This is a genomic window from Desulfovibrio sp., assembly GCF_018379785.1.
Classification (GTDB): Bacteria; Desulfobacterota; Desulfovibrionia; order Desulfovibrionales; family Desulfovibrionaceae; genus Desulfovibrio.
In genome coordinates, this window is sequence record NZ_JAGZUV010000044.1 from 21,633 (window position 1) to 38,029 (window position 16,397).

Annotated in this window: 12 protein-coding genes and 1 pseudogene; 6 read left to right on the forward strand and 7 right to left on the reverse strand. The window is 65.1% G+C overall.

Annotation, left to right across the window (positions count from 1 at the left end; all coding sequences use genetic code 11):
• From KH208_RS10190 to KH208_RS10220, 7 genes are all read right to left on the reverse strand, one after another.
• Entirely contained in the window at positions 1-744 is a 744-nt protein-coding gene (locus KH208_RS10190) for a sulfite exporter TauE/SafE family protein (RefSeq protein WP_291435999.1), read from the reverse strand.
• Positions 745-754: 10 nt separating this feature from the next.
• Entirely contained in the window at positions 755-1,804 is a 1,050-nt protein-coding gene (locus KH208_RS10195) for a CobD/CbiB family cobalamin biosynthesis protein (RefSeq protein ID WP_291436000.1), read from the reverse strand.
• Entirely contained in the window at positions 1,795-2,274 is a 480-nt protein-coding gene (locus KH208_RS10200; protein ID WP_062253326.1) for a tRNA (cytidine(34)-2'-O)-methyltransferase, read from the reverse strand. Before KH208_RS10200 ends, KH208_RS10195 begins: the two co-directional genes overlap by 10 nt.
• 7 nt (positions 2,275-2,281) lie before the next feature.
• Positions 2,282-3,784, reverse strand: a complete 1,503-nt coding sequence (glpK, locus tag KH208_RS10205) for a glycerol kinase GlpK (protein WP_291436004.1) — start codon at positions 3,782-3,784, stop codon at positions 2,282-2,284.
• Between the two features lie 9 nt (positions 3,785-3,793).
• Positions 3,794-5,506 (reverse strand): hydantoinase/oxoprolinase family protein, encoded by a 1,713-nt coding sequence (locus tag KH208_RS10210; RefSeq protein WP_291436006.1) that lies wholly within the window; start codon positions 5,504-5,506, stop codon positions 3,794-3,796.
• A 346-nt stretch (positions 5,507-5,852) separates the two neighbouring features.
• A complete protein-coding gene (locus KH208_RS10215; RefSeq protein ID WP_291436008.1) occupies positions 5,853-7,865 on the reverse strand; it encodes a molecular chaperone in 2,013 nt (670 codons plus the stop codon).
• Positions 7,862-8,950 (reverse strand): adenosine deaminase, encoded by a 1,089-nt coding sequence (locus KH208_RS10220; RefSeq protein WP_291436010.1) that lies wholly within the window; start codon positions 8,948-8,950, stop codon positions 7,862-7,864. Before KH208_RS10220 ends, KH208_RS10215 begins: the two co-directional genes overlap by 4 nt.
• 261 nt (positions 8,951-9,211) lie before the next feature.
• Here KH208_RS10220 and KH208_RS10225 point away from each other — a divergent pair, with 261 nt between their 5' ends.
• The 6 genes and pseudogenes from KH208_RS10225 to KH208_RS10250 all read left to right on the forward strand — a co-directional run bounded on the left by KH208_RS10225 (position 9,212) and on the right by KH208_RS10250 (position 16,195).
• A complete protein-coding gene (locus tag KH208_RS10225; RefSeq protein WP_291436012.1) occupies positions 9,212-10,132 on the forward strand; it encodes a branched-chain amino acid transaminase in 921 nt (306 codons plus the stop codon).
• Between the two features lie 96 nt (positions 10,133-10,228).
• Positions 10,229-12,130, forward strand: coding sequence for a DNA polymerase III subunit gamma/tau (dnaX, locus tag KH208_RS10230; RefSeq protein ID WP_291436014.1), 1,902 nt, complete (start codon positions 10,229-10,231; stop codon positions 12,128-12,130).
• A gap of 21 nt (positions 12,131-12,151) precedes the next feature.
• Positions 12,152-12,463: a YbaB/EbfC family nucleoid-associated protein gene (locus tag KH208_RS10235; RefSeq protein ID WP_008682006.1), complete on the forward strand. Its 312-nt coding sequence runs from the start codon at positions 12,152-12,154 to the stop codon at positions 12,461-12,463.
• 6 nt (positions 12,464-12,469) lie between these two features.
• Positions 12,470-13,078: a recombination mediator RecR gene (gene recR / locus KH208_RS10240; RefSeq protein WP_291436017.1), complete on the forward strand. Its 609-nt coding sequence runs from the start codon at positions 12,470-12,472 to the stop codon at positions 13,076-13,078.
• A 243-nt stretch (positions 13,079-13,321) separates the two neighbouring features.
• Positions 13,322-14,134: a ZIP family metal transporter gene (locus KH208_RS10245; RefSeq protein WP_291436019.1), complete on the forward strand. Its 813-nt coding sequence runs from the start codon at positions 13,322-13,324 to the stop codon at positions 14,132-14,134.
• Positions 14,135-15,477: 1,343 nt separating this feature from the next.
• Positions 15,478-16,195 (forward strand): annotated as a pseudogene (locus KH208_RS10250) (methyl-accepting chemotaxis protein).
• The last annotated feature ends 202 nt before the right edge of the window (positions 16,196-16,397 follow it).

Consider the following 16,397-nt stretch of genomic DNA (forward strand, 5'->3'; position numbering starts at 1 on the left):
CTAAGACATGAACTGGCGCACAAGCAAAAAAACGCCCAAAGCGCAGCAGACCACGCCGATGGCCCGGCGCAGCAGCAGGGGCGACATGCTCCGGGCCGCGGCCACGCCCCGCCAGAAGCCGAACAGACAGGCCAGGGTCACGCCGGGCAGCAGGCCGTAGTCCAGATAGCCCCCGGTCACATTGGCCAGGGATCCGGACAGGGTCGCCAGCACCTGGAAAGGCATGGACAGGGCCACGGCCGTCAGCGGCGCGTAGCCCACAATGATCATCCAGGGCACGGAGAGCACCCCCCCGCCCACGCCGGTGAGCCCGGCCACAAAGCCTGTGGCCGCGCCGATGCCGAACAGGCCCGCCTTTCCATGCCAGAAGGGATTGCCCTTGTCGCGGGCCGTCGGCGGCCGCAGGGCGCACAGCCCGGCCAGCACAATGACCGCGCCCAGAATGTAGATCAGCGGCCCGGCGTCCAGACGGGCGTTGCACCAGGCGCCGGGCCAGCCCGCCAGGCCGCCGCCGAACACCAGGGGCAGGGCTTCGCGCCAACGGATCAGGCCCAGCCGCCAGAACATCCAGGTGCCCAGAAGGGTCAGAAAAAACATGGCGGCCAGGGACGTGCCCATGGCCGTATGGGTTTCAAGCCCGCTCAGCAGCACCAGGGCGGGCGGCACCAGCACGCCGCCCACGCCGGTGGCCCCGGTCAGAAAGCCCACAGCCAGACAAAAGGCATACAACACGGCCAGCAACATGGAGCATCCTTCAGGAAAAGAAAAAATGGAGCAAGAGGCAGACCAGCCAGAGCGACAGGCCGCCGTAAAGGGCGCTATAGCGCATAAGCGCGCACAAGGCCAGCAGGCGGGCGCGGTCCCAGGGGGCGGCGGATTCACGCGGCGGCCCCAGCCGGGGCTTGTCCACCAGCGTGCCGAAATAGACCGAAGGCCCGGCCATGCGCGCCCGGCAGAGCCAGGCGCAGGCCGTCATGGACCAGCCGGAATTGGGGCTGGGCATGCCCGCCGCCTGCCGGGCCACAATCCGGAAGCCCGGCCATGAACCGTCCCAGATCCGCGCTGCGGGCCTCAGACAGCGCAGCAGAACATCCGTCAGCCATAAAGCCCCCACGGAAAGGCGCGCGGGAATGAAGGCCAGGCAGTCGTCGGCGCGAGCCCCGGCCCAACCCAGCCAGCGCCAGCGTTCCGTCAGATAGCCCCACATGGAATCCGCAGTGCTCACGGCCTTGTACATCCACAGGCCCACGGGACCGGCCAGCAAGAGCCAGAAAAACGGGGCCAGCAGCGCGTCGGTAAAATTTTCCGAGAGGGTGTCAGCCAGGGTCTTGCGCATCAGCGGGCGGTCCATACGGCCGGTATCCCGGCTGACCAGCCGGGACAGGGCCTCGCGCGCCTCGGGCTCAGGGTATGTTTCCACCCGGCGCAACACTTCCCTGCCCGTATCCAGCAGGCTGCCCATGGCCAGTCCGGCCCAGGCCAGATACACGGCCGGCAGCATCCCCAGCAACGGCAGCGAAATCAGCAGCCAGACCGCCAGGCCGCTCACGCCGGTCAGCAAAAACAGACAGACCAGCCCCGCCAGCCGCCCGCGCCGTTTTTCGCCTGCCGCGCCGCCGCGCCGCATCCAGCGCCGGGCCGGGCCTTCCAGGCGGCCCAGCAGACGGCCCGCGAAGCAGACCGGATGCGGCCAGGGCAAGGCGGGATCGCCCAGCCGGAGATCCAGCAACAGGGCCACGGGGGCCAGCCACCAGCAGTCCCACACCGAGTACGGGAACAAAGACCGCAGGAGGCTCAGGTCCATTGTTCCAGCAGGCCGCTGGCGGCCAGAGCCATATACAGCACAATGCCCGCCGAGGTGGAGAGATTCAGGCTGCGTACCCCGCCCTCACGCATGGGGATGCGCACATGATGCGGCGAGGCGTCCAGCATTTCCGGCGGCAGGCCGCGCGTTTCCGGGCCGAAGATCAGGCTGTCTTCCGGCTGGAAGGCGAAATGCTGCACAGGCGCGCTGCCGTGGCGGCTCTTGGCCGAGGTCATGACCCAGCGCTCCGCCGCGGGCCTGCCGGGACGTTGCGCGAAGGCCCGCCAGTCCGGCCAGGTGAACAGGCGCACATTGGGCCAGTAGTCCAGACCGGCGCGCTTGAGATAGCGGTTTTCCAGCTTGAAGCCCAGGGGTTCGATGAGGTGCAGCTCCGTACCGGTGGCAGCGCAGAGCCGGGCCACATTGCCGGTATTGGGAGGGATTTCGGGCTCAAAAAGAACAATGCGCATGCGGGGTTCACTCCTCCGTCTCGATCCAGCGGCGGGAACGCTCCACGGCCCGGCGCCAGTGATGGAGCAGCTCGGCGCGCCGCTCCTCGGGCATTCTGGGTTCAAAGCGGCGGTCCAGTTGCCAGAGGGAGGCCGTTTCCTCCTCGTCCTGCCAGAAGCCCACGGCCAGACCCGCCAGGCAGGCCGCCCCCAGAGCCGTGGTTTCCGTCACCACCGGGCGTTCCACGGCCACGCCGGTGAGGTCGGCCTGGCACTGCATGAGCATATTGTTGCGGCTGGCCCCGCCGTCCACGCGCAACAGGCTGAGATCCAGACCGGCATCCGCCCGCATGGCTTCCATGACGTCCAGGGTCTGGAGAGCGATGGCCTCGATGGCCGCCCGGGCGATATGCCCGCGCCCGGTGCCTCTGGTCAGGCCCACCAGGATGCCGCGCGCGTACTGGTCCCAATGCGGAGCGCCCAGGCCCGTGAAGGCGGGCACCAGGTAGACGCCGCCGTTGTCCGGCACGCTGGCGGCCAGCCCTTCCATTTCCGACGAATCCTGAATGAAGCCCAGGCCGTCGCGCAGCCACTGAACCACGGCCCCGCCCGCGAAGACGCTGCCCTCCAGGGCATAACTTCTGCCGCGCGGCGTTTCCCAGGCCACGGTGGCCAGCAGGTTGTTCCGGCTCTCTCTGGGCCGCGCGCCGGTGTTCAGCAGCAGGAAACAGCCCGTGCCGTAAGTGTTCTTGACCATGCCCTCGTGCAGGCAGGCATTGCCGAAGGCGGCGGCCTGCTGGTCGCCCGCCGCGCCCGCCACGGGCACGGGGTGGCCGAAAAACTCGGGATGGACGCGGGCCATGAGGCTGGAGGAAGGAACCACCTCGGGCAGCATGGCGCGCGGCACGCCCAGCAGGTCCAGCAGTTCGTCGTCCCATTGGCCGGTATGAATGTTGAACAGCAAGGTGCGGCCGGCATTGGAGGGGTCGGTGAGATGCGCGCCGCGTTTGCTGAAATTCCAGATCAGCCAGGAATCCACAGTGCCGAAGAGCAGCTCGCCCGCCTCGGCCCTGGCCCGCGCGCCGGGCACGTTGTCCAGAATCCAGCCGATCTTGGTGCCGGAGAAATAGGCGTCCAGCACCAGACCGGTCTTTTGCCGGATGATTTCAGCCTTGCCTTCGGCACGCAGCCGGTCGCAGACATTGGCGGTGCGGCGGTCCTGCCAGACGATGGCGTTATACACCGGCGCGCCGCCGGCCCGGTCCCAGACCACGGTGGTTTCCCGCTGGTTGGTGATGCCCACGGCGGCCAGCTCATGCCCCTGCACCCCGGCCTGCCTGAGGCAGTCGCGGGCCACATGGGCCTGGGTGTCGAAAATCTCGTCCGGGCTGTGCTCCACCCAGCCGGGCCGGGGATAGATCTGGGTGAATTCTTTTTGCGCCACCTGGAGCATGCGGCCCCGGCGGTCGAACAGAATGGCCCGCGAGCTGGTGGTGCCCTGGTCCAGAGCCAGAATATACGAGGCGGTCATGCGCTTCCCCTATAACCTCCCGGCAATGCCCGGCACCACCTGGCAGGCCACCCGGATGTCCTTGGAGCCGTAGCCGCTGTCGTCCAGGGTAGCGAAAAGGTCGGCCTCCAGCACTTCCACGGCCGCATCCGGCACGCCCTCGGCGGCCAGGTGGGCCGCAAGCAGTTCCCCGGCGCGGCGCTCGGCGGCGTCCAGAGTAAAGCCCTTGTTGATGCGCTCCTCCAGATCCAGGGCGGGCGCGCGCAGCAGGCCCCGGCCCGTGTCCGCGTAAATTTCCAGCCCGGCCGTGGGCAGGGTCAGGGCCGCGCCCACGGCATTGGCCACGGCGGCGTGCGGCGGGCTGGCCACAGGCAGGCCGAAGGCCGCCGCCAGCCGCTCGCGGATGCAGTCCGCCGGACCGCCCACCAGCCAGATCCGGTCGGGGCGGGCCTCGCGCGCGGCCTTGAGCGCGGCCAATGTGTAGATGGGCCGCGCGTTGACCGCGTCGATAAGTTCATGCGCGGCCCGCGTGACCCGCGCCAGGGCGTCGTCCACGGCCTTTTGGGCCAGGGTGCGGGGTTCCAGGCCGCACAAGACCGCCAGGGCCGCCACGCCGTCGCGCGAGGCGGCCACGTTGCCCCGGTCGCCGGAGGCGCTGTTGCCGTCCAGCGCATTCAGCGCATCCAGCAGGGTGGGCCGAACGCCGCCGAAGGCCATGGCCGGGCCTTCGCGCAGGGGGCCTGTCCGCACGCGCGTCGCCGCGCCCGTGCCCTCCACGGTGAGCAGGGAATCCCCGCCCACGCCGATGGACGTCGAGGCCAGGGCCCGCACCAGGGTGCGGCGGCCCTGCAACAACATGCCGTCACGGTCGATGACCGGCGAGCCGTCGGCGAACAGGGCCATGTCCGTGGTGGTGCCGCCCATGTCCAGCAGCAGGGAGCAGCCCCGCCCCGCTTCCGGACAGAGGGCCATGACGCCCATGACGCTGGCCGCCGGGCCGGACAAAATGGACTGCACCGGCTCGCGCCGCGAAAGGGATACCGGCACCGCGCCGCCGTCGGCCTTGAGCAGCCGGGTGGCCGCATGGATGCCCGCGTCGGCCAGGGCCGCCTCCACGGCGTCCAGAAAAGCGTTGTGCAGGCGCTGCACGGCGGCGTTGTAATAGGCCGTGGCCACCCGGCGGGGAAAATTAAGCCGCCCCGAGAGCCGGTGCCCCAAGGTGACGGGCAGGCCCGAAGCCTTGGCGGCCGCCGCGCCCATGGCCCGCTCATGGGCCGGATTGCGCGGCGAAAATTTGCCCACGCAGGCCACGGCGGCCACGCCCGCGTCACGCCAGGCCGCCGCCTGCCGGGCCAGGCCGTCCGTTTGCAGGGGGCTCACTTCCACGCCCCGGTGGTCCAGGCCGCCGGGCGCCACGCAGACATGTTCGCCCAGGGCGAAGCGCGCGGGGTTCAGGCCCGGCCCGGCGGAAAGCGCCAGGCCCACCGTGTCGGCCCGGCCCTGCACCAGGGCGTTGACCGCCAGGGTCGTGCCCAGGGTCACGCGCTCCACGGCGCCCAGGGCCGCCGCACCGCCGCTTGCCAGGACCGCCAGCACTTCCCGCACCGAAGCGGGCAGATCGTCATGGCGGGTTTTGACCTTGGCCGAGGCCGCCAGGCGCAGCTCCGCCCCGTGGCCGGTGATCAGCACCGCGTCGGTATGGGTGCCGCCCGCGTCAATGCCCAGTACTGTGCTTGCTTTCATGCTCGCTCCGACTGTGTAGTATGCTTGCAGTGCGCCGGAGCATACGCCATGCCGCCCCTGCGGGCCAGAGCTTTTCCACGCGCGGGGCCGCGCAGACACACCTGCAAAAATATTGCGACGTTACAATTATGCTAGGCTCAGCCCTCATTAAAAGCGCCTGCTGCAAAGCCGCCTTTACTCCGCCGAAGCGCAGCGCAGGCGGATGGCTGGTGCCGGGAGGATCCTAAAAAATAAGATTTTTCCTTGCCAGCGCACAAAAAGCTGGTTTTGACGGATCGTCACGGCATGTCGCGGGCCAAGCCCATAAGCAGTAATCTGCTCTAGCTTGGAAAAAGCGGGGCCGCCCCTACGGCCGCGCGCAGCGCACCTGATTCAGCACCGTCAGCCGGGCCAGCATGGAGGCAAGGGCGTGCCGGATTTTGCGTTCCGTCTCGTCGGCCAGGCCGTCCTGAACTTCCGCGAAAGCCTTGCCCAGGGCCTCTTCAATATAGGCCTTGTTTTTTTCAATGATCTTCCGGCGGTTCTTTTCCGTGAGGAAGAATTTGGGCAGTTTCCGCTTCCACAAAAAACTCTTGGCCACTTTGCCCAAGCCCCAGGTGCCCGCGAAAGCCAGACTTCCGCCCAGCACGGCGGAGACGGCCTCGCCCGTATGCGCTATGGCCCCGGCCACGGCGTAGGCCGCGATGCCCGGCAGCACCGCTGTCGCCATGAAATCCATAATGTTCAGAAAGGCCAGGCGCGACACCTTGACGCTGATCGCATCAAAAAAATCCCTGCTGAGCGCCCGCGCGGGGAATGTAACGCGCGGCACGAGAAAGACGCCGTTCCGCCGCAGCCAGGCCCGGAAGCGCTGCCGCAGTTCGTATTCGATTTCCGCGCGCAGGGCTTCGCTTTTTTCCTCGATGATGGCCAGCAGCCCCGCGTCGTTCCGGATGTTGTCCGCAAAGTCCTGCTCCAGCTGCTCCACGGTTTTCCGGATTTTCTGGGCCTCTTCCAGCACGGGCATGATGTCCCGGTCCACGATCCGTTCCGTGCACAGGCGCACGGCAAGCCGGGCGTGTTTGGCGAAAATCCGCTGCACGAGCGCGCAGGCCTCTTTGGCGAAAATCCGCTGCACGAGCGCGCAGGCCTCGTCCGCAAAGGATCCGGCCTTTTCCTCCAGCAGCAGCCGGACAGCGGCATGCGACTCGGAAAGCACCGGGTAAAGGGCAAGCCCGTAGGCAATGTCCTCATAGGTGCGCCCACTCATGCCGCAGCTCGCGGCGGGAAACACCTCTCCCGCCATGTCCCTGACGAAAAACCAGCGGCTGCTGCCGCCCGTGAGAATGACCTTTGAAATCTGCCGGTGATCGCGGATGGAATGCAGGATGCTCCTGAACCAGGAGAGCAGGCCGATCTGTTTGCCCCGCAGCATATCCTGGGCCTGCTGGCTCAGACCGCCCCTGTCGGCATATTGGCCGAGCATGGCCAGCAGGCCGTCCGTGGCCGTGTAGTTTTCCGCATCGCGGATGAACGCTTCGCGCGTGTAGTCATGGATATAGGCGTCTTTTCTGACTCCGTGCGCGTCGCGCCACGAGGCGTGCAGGCTGACTTTGCAATTTTCATCCCGTGCCGCGGCGTCTGAAAAACGCTCCTTCTCGGCTTTGCACTGAATCCAGTGGATGTAATATTCACAGCCGGAGCCGGGCAATTCTTCCCGGAACAGCGCGTTGTTCCGGCAAAACACCTGAAACAGCAGATCGTCGAACAAACGCCCGCCGAACAGCGGGTCGCCGTCGTTCTGAAGCACGTCCATGCTTTCGAGGACGGTGAAGTCGCAGGTGCCGCCGCCGAAATCCAGAATGAGCACCTCGTTTTCAATGTCGTCGATGTCGATGGCTCCGGACTGGAGGCAGGAGATCATGGCCGCGTCCGACTCCCTGACGAAAATGGGCCTGGGCCAGCCCGCGCGCACAAAGCATTGGGCCAGATTGAGGCCGAAATCCTCCCTGGTCCGGGATGGCGTGCCCACATAAACGCGGGTGTCCGGCTCCAGCACGCCGTCGGGCAGGGCCGCGCGCAGCTCATGCAGGAAATCCGTCATCCAGCGCATGGCCTCGGAGCCGCCGTGGGCAATCTCGGGCTTGAACTGGCTGCGCAGGGTCCGCGAGGCCAGCCGGGCGCGGTTGGTGTGGTACTCGCTCTCCGCGATATTGCCGATAAGGCAGGGCTTGTCGTCCTGATAGAGAACCACCGTGGCTATGCAGCCGTTTTCATCGCTGATGCGCGGCAGCGTCACGGGCGCGGGCGCGGCGTCCCCTTTTCCCACGCCGTAGAGATAGGTATTGGTGGTTCCGAGATCAATGCCGATGATTTTCATTTGCCGCTCCCGGTCTCCCGCTGCACATAACCCTTGACGATCTTTTCATCCGCCACATAGGCGCGCTTGAGAATGCGGCAGCGGTCCCCGTCCCGGACCAGCCCGATCATATCGTAGCATTTTTCGTGTTCCGCATCGTTCCAGACAAGGTAGTCGTCCGCAGCGTCCCCGGGCGCGGCGGTCACATAGCCCACGGCGGCCAGCTTTTCAGTCAGAAATTTCCTGGCGTCCGGGTCAAAGGAATCCAGCATCTCAATGACGTCCAGGGCGAGAAGGCAATCGCTTTTGGGGCATTTCACGGGATTCCTGTCCGGGTCCGCACCGGGTTGCAGCGCGGCCAGTTCGTCCTCCAGGCGCTCCAGCTCCTCAAAAAAGGCGAGCAGGAAGCGCACCCGCTCCCCGGCCTGTTTTCGCAGGGAATGCCTGAAAGCGGTCACATCCAGGGCCGTGACTTTTTTGGACAGAAAAACGAACAGAAAAGCGGCCCCCAGCAGCAGATACCAGCGTTTCAGCAGGCCCGGCGCGCCCCCGCTTCCAAAGACCGCCCGTTTGATCCCGGCCCAGGAAGTCAGCTGAAGCATGCCGGTCAGCAGGTCCGCAGTGAATTTCGCCAGGGTTCCGAGCCCCAGAAAAGCCAGCAGCCGGAAGCGCGCCTTGGGATTGGCCGACAGATATTCGGACACGTAGAACATGCCCCAGACCGTGACCACCCGGATGATGTCCCCGCCCATGCCCAGCCAGCCGAGCACCGTGGACAGGAGCCCGCCCAGCAGATAGCCGAAAAAGACGATGCCGCCCATGGACAGAAAGGAAGAGCGCTTCTGGTACAGGGATTCGGTGGAAAAGTCCGGCATGTTCCGGACCAGCTCCCACTTGAGATCGTCGTCCGGAACCCTGCCCTCCGGGCGCGCGCCGGACTCCGCGACGGACTGCGCGCAGAGCTCGACGAGTTCCGTCTTCAGGTCATATAAAAATTGTTGGTGCTGGGCGTATTCCTTGGGAAAGGAAAGTATTTTTTCCACCACGCCGTCAGCCAGCCGGGCGGCGCGTTCTTCGAGTTCGTGGATTCGTTCCTGCGGTTCCATCTGTCGGGCTCCCGTAAAAAGTCATGCCGCAATCCGGGTTCGCGGCGTGGCCGCCGCACCTTTCAGGTATGATAATTCCGCCTATATCCCGCGCAAGCCCCGAGGGCAATGTCCGACGGCGGCATATCCGCCCCGGCAGGGCCGCCGACAACGCTTGCCATGCGCGCCGCTTTTCAGTAAATTTTTGCCCTTGCGCGGTCGCGCGGGCAAAGGCCCGGTCCGGCACAGCGCTCCACCCAGCGGCTCTTTACGAGGTTAGCCATGCAGACAATGAAGTTCATCTGGTTTGACGGGAAAATGGTTCCCTGGGATCAGGCCCAGGTTCATGTGCTCACCCACGCCCTGCACTACGGCAGCGCCATTTTCGAAGGCATCCGGGCTTACGCCTGTGCCGACGGCACCTCCGCGGTCTTCCGCCTGCGGGACCACTGCAAGCGCATGCTCAATTCCGCCAAGATCCTGCGTATGGAGCTGCCCTACAGCGAAGACCGGCTGGCCGAAGCCTGCATTGAAACCCTCACGGCGAACAAACTGCCCGAGGGTTACATCCGTCCGCTCTCCTTTGTGGGCCACGGCGAAATGGGCGTTTACCCCGGCAACAATCCCGTCCAGACCATCATCGCGGTCTGGCCCTGGGGCGCGTACCTGGGCGCCGAAGCTCTGGAAAAGGGCATTCGCGTCAAAACCAGCACCTTTGCGCGCAGCCATGTGAACACCTGCATGTCCAAGGCCAAGGCCTCGGGCAACTACATCAATTCCATTCTGGCCAAGATCGAGGCCAAGGAAGAAGGCTTCGACGAAGCCGTCATGCTGGACACCAGCGGCTTCGTCTCCGAAGCCACGGGCGAAAACATCTTCATCGTGCGCGACGGGATCATCAAAACCACGCCCCTGACCTCCATCCTGGGCGGCATCACCCGCCAGTCCATCATGACTCTGGCCCGCGACCTGGGCTATACCGTGGAAGAGCAGCAGTTCACCCGCGACGAGTTCTACATCGCCGACGAAGCCTTCTTCACCGGCACGGCGGCGGAGCTTACGCCCATCCGCGAACTGGACCACCGCCGAATCGGGGCGGGCCACGCCGGCCCGGTGACCAAGCACCTCCAGGAGGAATTCTTCAAGGCGGCCAAGGGCGAGAATCCGAAGTATGCGGGCTGGCTGCACCATTATACCGTGTAAGCATTCGGCCCTTTTTGCCGCTGGCGACGTCAAAATTCAAATGCTGAAGTTTGGCACCGTGCCCGGTCGGCAAGCCGGGCACGGTAAGATAATTTTATGAAGCATCTTTCTCTCGCGGCGCGTTACCGCCCCCAGACCTTCGCCCAGGTGGCCGGACAGGACATGGTCAAGGCCGTGTTGTCCCGCGCCGCCGCCGAAGACTGGCCCGCGGCGGCCTATCTGCTGAGCGGCACGCGCGGCGTGGGCAAGACCACCATTGCCCGCATCTTCGCCAAGGCCCTCAACTGCGAGCACGCCCCCGGTCCGGAGCCCTGCAATGAATGCGCCCAATGCCGCAAGATCACCCAGGGCGCGCATGTGGACGTCACTGAAATCGACGGCGCTTCCAACAACAGCGTGGAAGACGCCCGCTCCCTGCGCGAAACCATCGGCTACGCGCCCATGGAGGGCCGCTACAAGATCTTCATCATCGACGAAGCCCACATGCTCACCCGCAACGCCTTCAACGCCCTGCTCAAGACGCTGGAGGAGCCGCCGGAACGCGTGGTCTTCATCTTCGCCACCACCGAGGCCCACAAATTCCCAGTGACCATCGTCAGCCGTTGCCAGCATTTTGTGTTCCGCCACCTGAGCGAGGACGCCCTGGCCGAGCACCTCGGTTCCGTGCTGCGCAAGGAAAAAACGGAGTTTGAGGAAGGCGCGGTGCGTCTTCTGGCTCGGCGGGCGGCGGGCAGCGTGCGCGACGGCATGTCTCTGCTGGATCAGGCCCTGGCCCTGGGCGGCGCGAGCCTGACCACGGCCGCCACCCGCGAAGTGCTGGGCCTGGCCGGGCAGGAGTTGTTCAGCCGGCTGTTTGAAGCCCTGCACGGACGCGACTGCGCCGCCGTGGCCGCGCTTTCCCGCCAGATTCTCCAGCAGGGTGTGGACATCGGCTTTTTCGTGCGCGAGCTGGCCGGCAACCTGCGCAATCTTTTTCTGCTGCGCCAGAGCGGTTCCGCAGTGCTGCCCAGCCTGCGCCTGCCCGCCGACGAGGCGGCCTTCCAGCTGGAGCTGGCTCCGCGTTTTTCCGCCGGGCATCTGCACGCGGCCTGGCAGATGACCCTGGACGCCCAGCGCGGCATCGTCCATAGCCCGGAGCCGGCGGCGGCCCTGGAGCTTCTGTTGCTCAACCTGGCGCTGCTGCCCCAGTTGCTGCCGTTGGAAAAACTGCCGGAAGCGGCTCCCGCGGCTGCGGTCCCGGCCGATGCGCCCATGCGGGCCGCGCCCGCAAGCGGGAATTTCGCCGACGCCCCGCACCCCGAACGGCCCCGGCAATCCGTGACGCCTTCGCAGGCCGTTCCGCCGCAGCCGGACGCAACGCGCCCGCTCTCCCGGCCCCGTGCGATGGAAAATGGCGGCGCGGCACCCGCGCAGGGTCAGGCGACAGGCCGGGCAACGGAACAGACAACAAATTCGGCAATAGATTCGGCGACAGACCCGGCCGAGGCGGAGGGCCCCGAGCCCGCGCCGACGCCCGCTTCCGATTCGGCGTCAACGGCCTGTTCGGCCCGTGCCGCGCACGAGGCGGAACAGGAACCCGCAACCGTCGCCCCGGTTGCCGAAACAACGGAGGCAGGACCGGACGCCGGATCAGAGCCCAGGCCTGATTTCAAGCCGGACTGGCAGGCTTTTTGTGAATTTTGCGCGGCCGAGCAGGCCGCCGGGAGGCCCGCGCCCCCGCCGCACCTGCTGCGGGGCCTGGGCGTGGACTGGCGGAAAGATGCCCTGCGCCTGACGCCCAAAGCCCAGACCCTGCTTCATCAGTTGGAGAAGCAGCGCGCCGTGCTTGAAGCGGCTCTGGCGGCCTTTGGCGCGGGCGTGCCGCGTCTGGAGCTTATTGTCCCGCGTCCGCCGCGCGGTGAAGCCGAACTCATTGAGGAGTTCAGCAAAAAACCCGAGTTGCAACCCTGCCTGGAGGTGCTCAAGGCCTCCATTGCCCATTGTACGGAAATCAAATAAAGAAGCCCCGAGGAGACGAACATGCGGAATATGAACGATATCCTGCGCCAGGCGCAGGTCATGCAGAGCAAATTGTCCAAACTCCAGCAGGAAATGGCCGAGCGCTCCTACGAAGCCGCCAGCGGCGGCGGCATGGTCAAGGCCGAAGTTTCCGGCAAGCAGGAGCTGCGTAAGCTGACCATCGACCCCAAGGCCCTGGAAGGCGGCGACGTGGAAATGCTTCAGGATCTGATCCTGGCCGCCGTCAATGAGGCCGGACGCATTGCCCGCGAGACCATGGAACGCGAAATGAACAATATTTCCGGCGGCATCAAGCTGCCCGGAGTGTTCTAGGCCCCCATGCACAGCCGCATTCCCGAACCGCTCAAGGCCCTGGTGGAGCAGCTCGCGCGCCTGCCGGGCCTGGGCCCCAAATCGGCCATGCGCGCGGCCATGACTCTGCTCAAGTGGCCGGAGGCCGAAACCCGCCGCCTGGGCCGGGGCATCCATGACCTGCGTGACAACCTGCACCTTTGCTCGCGTTGCGGCGGCCTGTCCTCCACGGACCCCTGCGCCGTCTGCGCGGACGCCGGGCGGGTGCGCGAGACGCTCTGCCTGGTCACCGAGTGGGACAGCATGCTGACCCTGGACGAGGGCGGCTTTTACCGGGGCCAGTACATGATTCTGGGCGGCCTGCTGGCCCCCCTGGAACGCATGGATTCGGAAAGCCTGGATCTGGACCGCCTGACGCGGCGGCTGGACGAGGGCGAGGTGACGGAACTGATTCTGGCCCTGGGGGCGACCCTGGAAGCGGAAAACACGGCCTCCTTCATCCGCCAGATGGTGCGCAAGCGCTTTCCCCGGATCCGCGTTTCGCGCCTGGCCCAGGGCATCCCCCTGGGAGCGGAGGTCAAGTACATGGACAAGGAAACATTGCGCCAGTCCCTGCAATACCGGCAGGATCTCTAGGAACTGTTTCTAAATCGGTTCTTTTACCTCCCAGCTTCGTCAAGCTACGCTTTTTACTCCAGTCGGGTACCGTTAAGAGTACACTCCTTTCGTAAAAAGCCTGTTTTCCTCGCTGGAAAGGCAAAACGCCTCACGTTAGAAACAACCCCCGGAGTGTTCAAGAATGCATTCTGTCGGAAAGAAAATACGTCCGACTGCGGATACCGAACTTCCGGCGCGAGGTCGGACATTCAGGGGGAATCCATGACGATTGCTTCCCATCCCGTTTTTCAGGCCCTGGTGGCCGGGCTGCTTTCCTGGCTGTCCGTAAGTCTGGGCGCGGCGCTCATCTTCACCCGGCGCGAATTCTCGCGTCGGGCCATGGACTGCCTGTTGGGCGGAGCCGGGGGCATGATGCTGGCCGCGGCCTTTTTCGGCCTGTTGCAGCCCGCGCTCGAGCTCGCCGCGCATCTGGGCCGTCTGACCTTTGTGCCCATTGTGGCCGGGCTTCTGCTGGGCGCGGCCTTTCTCTGGTGTCTGGACCGCGTGTTGCCGCACATCCACATGTTGCAGGACACGGCCGAAGGCATTTCCACCAGCTGGCGGCGCAGCATTCTGCTGGTCACGGCCATGGCCCTGCACCACATCCCCGAAGGCCTGGCCATCGGCGTGGGCTACGGCGCGGCGGCCGCGGAAAGCGTGGCCGCCCAGGGCACGGCTTCGGGCCTGGCCACGGCGCTGGTGCTGACATTTTCCATCATGCTGCAAAACGTGCCCGAAGGCCTGGTGGTGTCCACCGCATTGCGGGCCGAGGGTTTTTCCGCGCGTAAATCCTGTTTTTACGGCGTGCTCTCAGGCGTCACCGCCCCTCTGGGCGCGGTGCCGGGCGCACTGGCCGCCGGCATCACCGCCGGGCTGCTGCCTGTGGCACTTTCCTTCGCCGCCGGGGCCATGATCTACGTGGTGGTGGAAGAAGTCGTGCCTGAAGCCAATGCTTCGGGCAACGGCAACCTGGCCACGGTTTCCTGTATCACGGGCGTCTGCCTGGTGATCATGCTGTCCGCGCTGGTGGGCTGACGCCGCACGCTTTCGTCCCAAAGAGTGTTTTTCTTGCCAAAAATCCTCTTCCGTATAAAGATTTATCAGTAACAACCGAAAAAATATCTGAAGCACCCAATACACTCCGGCATAAACGGAGAGCCACGGCAGCTTATTTGCCGCCACCCATAACATAGTTTTTCTATATGAAAAAATATCCGCTCCCTGCCGCTGATACCCGGAGACGACGTGCGTGTCCGGCGCGCTGTTATGCCGAGAGAGAGAGAGAGAGAGAGAGAGAGAGAGAGAGAGAGAGAGAGAGAGAGAGAGAGAGAGAGAGAGAGAGAGAGAGAATCCTGACATCCCGAAACAGTCAACCGGCACGACGACGCCGCGCGGGTTTGCAAATGCCCGCGCTGTGAAAGCGTGTCATGTCAAAGGAGGTTCACAAGCGGTTCCGCCCGCATGCTGTCGTGGTTCAATCCCGTGTCACCTGCTGTCCAGCACTTGAGGGAATCTGTATGCGCTTCACTCTCAGTACCACTATGGTCATTGCCCATCTCCTTGGCCTGATTCTGTCCTGCGCGGCGCTGTTCGTCAGCGGCCGCATCTTTCTGGGCGACGCCCTGCCGGGCCCGGATCTGGCCGCCGCTTTGCTTCCCGGCCTGATTGCCGTCGTGCTTCTGGCCGCGATAGGCTCACTGTTCATTGTCAACCGTCTTGCCCCGCTGAAAAAAATGCTGCGCTACGCCCGGGCCGTCGGCGCGGGCGACAGCACGGCCAGTCTGGACGTGGAGAGTTGCGGCGGCCTGAAACCGCTTGCCGGAGCCATCCGGACCATGGCCGAAACCTGCGACGGCCGGTCCCACTGGTACGCGGGTATTCTCAACACCCTGCCCTGGGCCATTTCGGTCACGGACATGGATATGAATTGGACTTTTTGCAATACGGCCTCGCTCAAATCCATGAACAAAACCCATATGGATGAAGTACGCGGCCTGCACTGCTCCGAAAAGAAAGGCAATATCTGTAACACGCCCCAGTGCGGCATCGAACAGCTGCGCCTGGGCAACAAGCGGGTCATCAACAACATGCCCAACGGCAAGACCATGCAGATCATGCTGGATTACCTGTATGACGCATCCGGCACGCCCATCGGACATGTGGAAGTCGGCGAGGACATTACCGAAAAAATCCGCCTGGAACAGGAAAGCAAAACAGCCGCCGCCAAGGCCCGCGCCGCCATGGTGGCGCAATTGGAAGGCGTGGTCAGCACGCTCAACGAGGCCGCCGAGATGCTGCATTCCTCCCTTTCCGGCGTCAAGGATCAGGCCGGAGTGGCCGCCGCCCGCCTGGCCGAAGCGGCCACGGCCATGAACGAAATGAATTCCACGGTGCTGGAAGTGGCGGGCAATGCATCAGGCGCGGCCGACGCCGCCACGTCCGTGCAGGGCCAGGCCCATGAGGGCAACCGCCTCGTCCTCCAGACCATTGAAAGCCTGCGGACGGTGCGGCAGCAGTCCGCGAGCCTTAAAAATGACATGCAGGGCCTGGACCAGCAGTCCCGCGACATCGGCACGGTGCTCACCCTGATCCGCGACATCGCGGACCAGACCAACCTGCTGGCGCTCAACGCGGCCATTGAGGCGGCCCGCGCGGGCCGTGGTGGCCGACGAGGTGCGCAAACTGGCCGAAAAAACCATGAGCGCCACCCGCGAAGTGGAGTCCGCCATTGAGTCCATCCAGGAGGGCACCAACCAAAGCGCCGCAACCGTGGACAGTGCCGTGGCCGCCATTGAGGAGGCCGGGCACATGGGCGAGGAGTCGGGACATTCTCTGCAGCGGATATCCGCTTTGGCCGAGGATTCCAGCAGTCGCGTGTCCGCGATAGCCACCGCCGCCACGGAACAGTCCGCCGCCTCCGAGGAAATCAACCGCAACATTTCCGAAGTGAACCAGCTGAGCGCGGCCATCGCCGAAGCCATGGAAGGCGCTTCCGGCCAGGTGCGGGACATGGCCGAACAGGCCCATGTGCTCAAGGACATTCTGGACGCCATCCGTGCCCAGGGCACGGACCAGGCCGATACGGCCGCGAGCTGAATCCGCCGGCCGGAAATGAATTCCGCCTGCTCGTGGCATATCGTGACCACTGATCATTGTCGGCAATCCCAGGGCCGGGGTGCAATCGCCCCGGCCTTTTTATTAAAGGGCTTTAGCCAGTTGAGCGAGCTATGGCGAGCGAAACAGAAATCCACCCGCTATGCGGGTGGAAAAAATTTGTTATACAAAAAACACCTTTCCC

Coding starts and splice junctions, on each gene's coding strand:
- KH208_RS10200 (WP_062253326.1), bottom strand. CDS start 2,274: ATGCGCATTGTTCTTTTTGAGCCCGAAATCCCTCCCAATACCGGCAAT.
- KH208_RS10190 (WP_291435999.1), bottom strand. CDS start 744: ATGTTGCTGGCCGTGTTGTATGCCTTTTGTCTGGCTGTGGGCTTTCTG.
- KH208_RS10220 (WP_291436010.1), bottom strand. CDS start 8,950: ATGGAACCGCAGGAACGAATCCACGAACTCGAAGAACGCGCCGCCCGG.
- glpK (WP_291436004.1), bottom strand. CDS start 3,784: ATGACCGCCTCGTATATTCTGGCTCTGGACCAGGGCACCACCAGCTCG.
- KH208_RS10210 (WP_291436006.1), bottom strand. CDS start 5,506: ATGAAAGCAAGCACAGTACTGGGCATTGACGCGGGCGGCACCCATACC.
- KH208_RS10245 (WP_291436019.1), top strand. CDS start 13,322: ATGACGATTGCTTCCCATCCCGTTTTTCAGGCCCTGGTGGCCGGGCTG.
- KH208_RS10215 (WP_291436008.1), bottom strand. CDS start 7,865: ATGAAAATCATCGGCATTGATCTCGGAACCACCAATACCTATCTCTAC.
- KH208_RS10225 (WP_291436012.1), top strand. CDS start 9,212: ATGCAGACAATGAAGTTCATCTGGTTTGACGGGAAAATGGTTCCCTGG.
- dnaX (WP_291436014.1), top strand. CDS start 10,229: ATGAAGCATCTTTCTCTCGCGGCGCGTTACCGCCCCCAGACCTTCGCC.
- KH208_RS10235 (WP_008682006.1), top strand. CDS start 12,152: ATGCGGAATATGAACGATATCCTGCGCCAGGCGCAGGTCATGCAGAGC.
- KH208_RS10195 (WP_291436000.1), bottom strand. CDS start 1,804: ATGGACCTGAGCCTCCTGCGGTCTTTGTTCCCGTACTCGGTGTGGGAC.
- recR (WP_291436017.1), top strand. CDS start 12,470: ATGCACAGCCGCATTCCCGAACCGCTCAAGGCCCTGGTGGAGCAGCTC.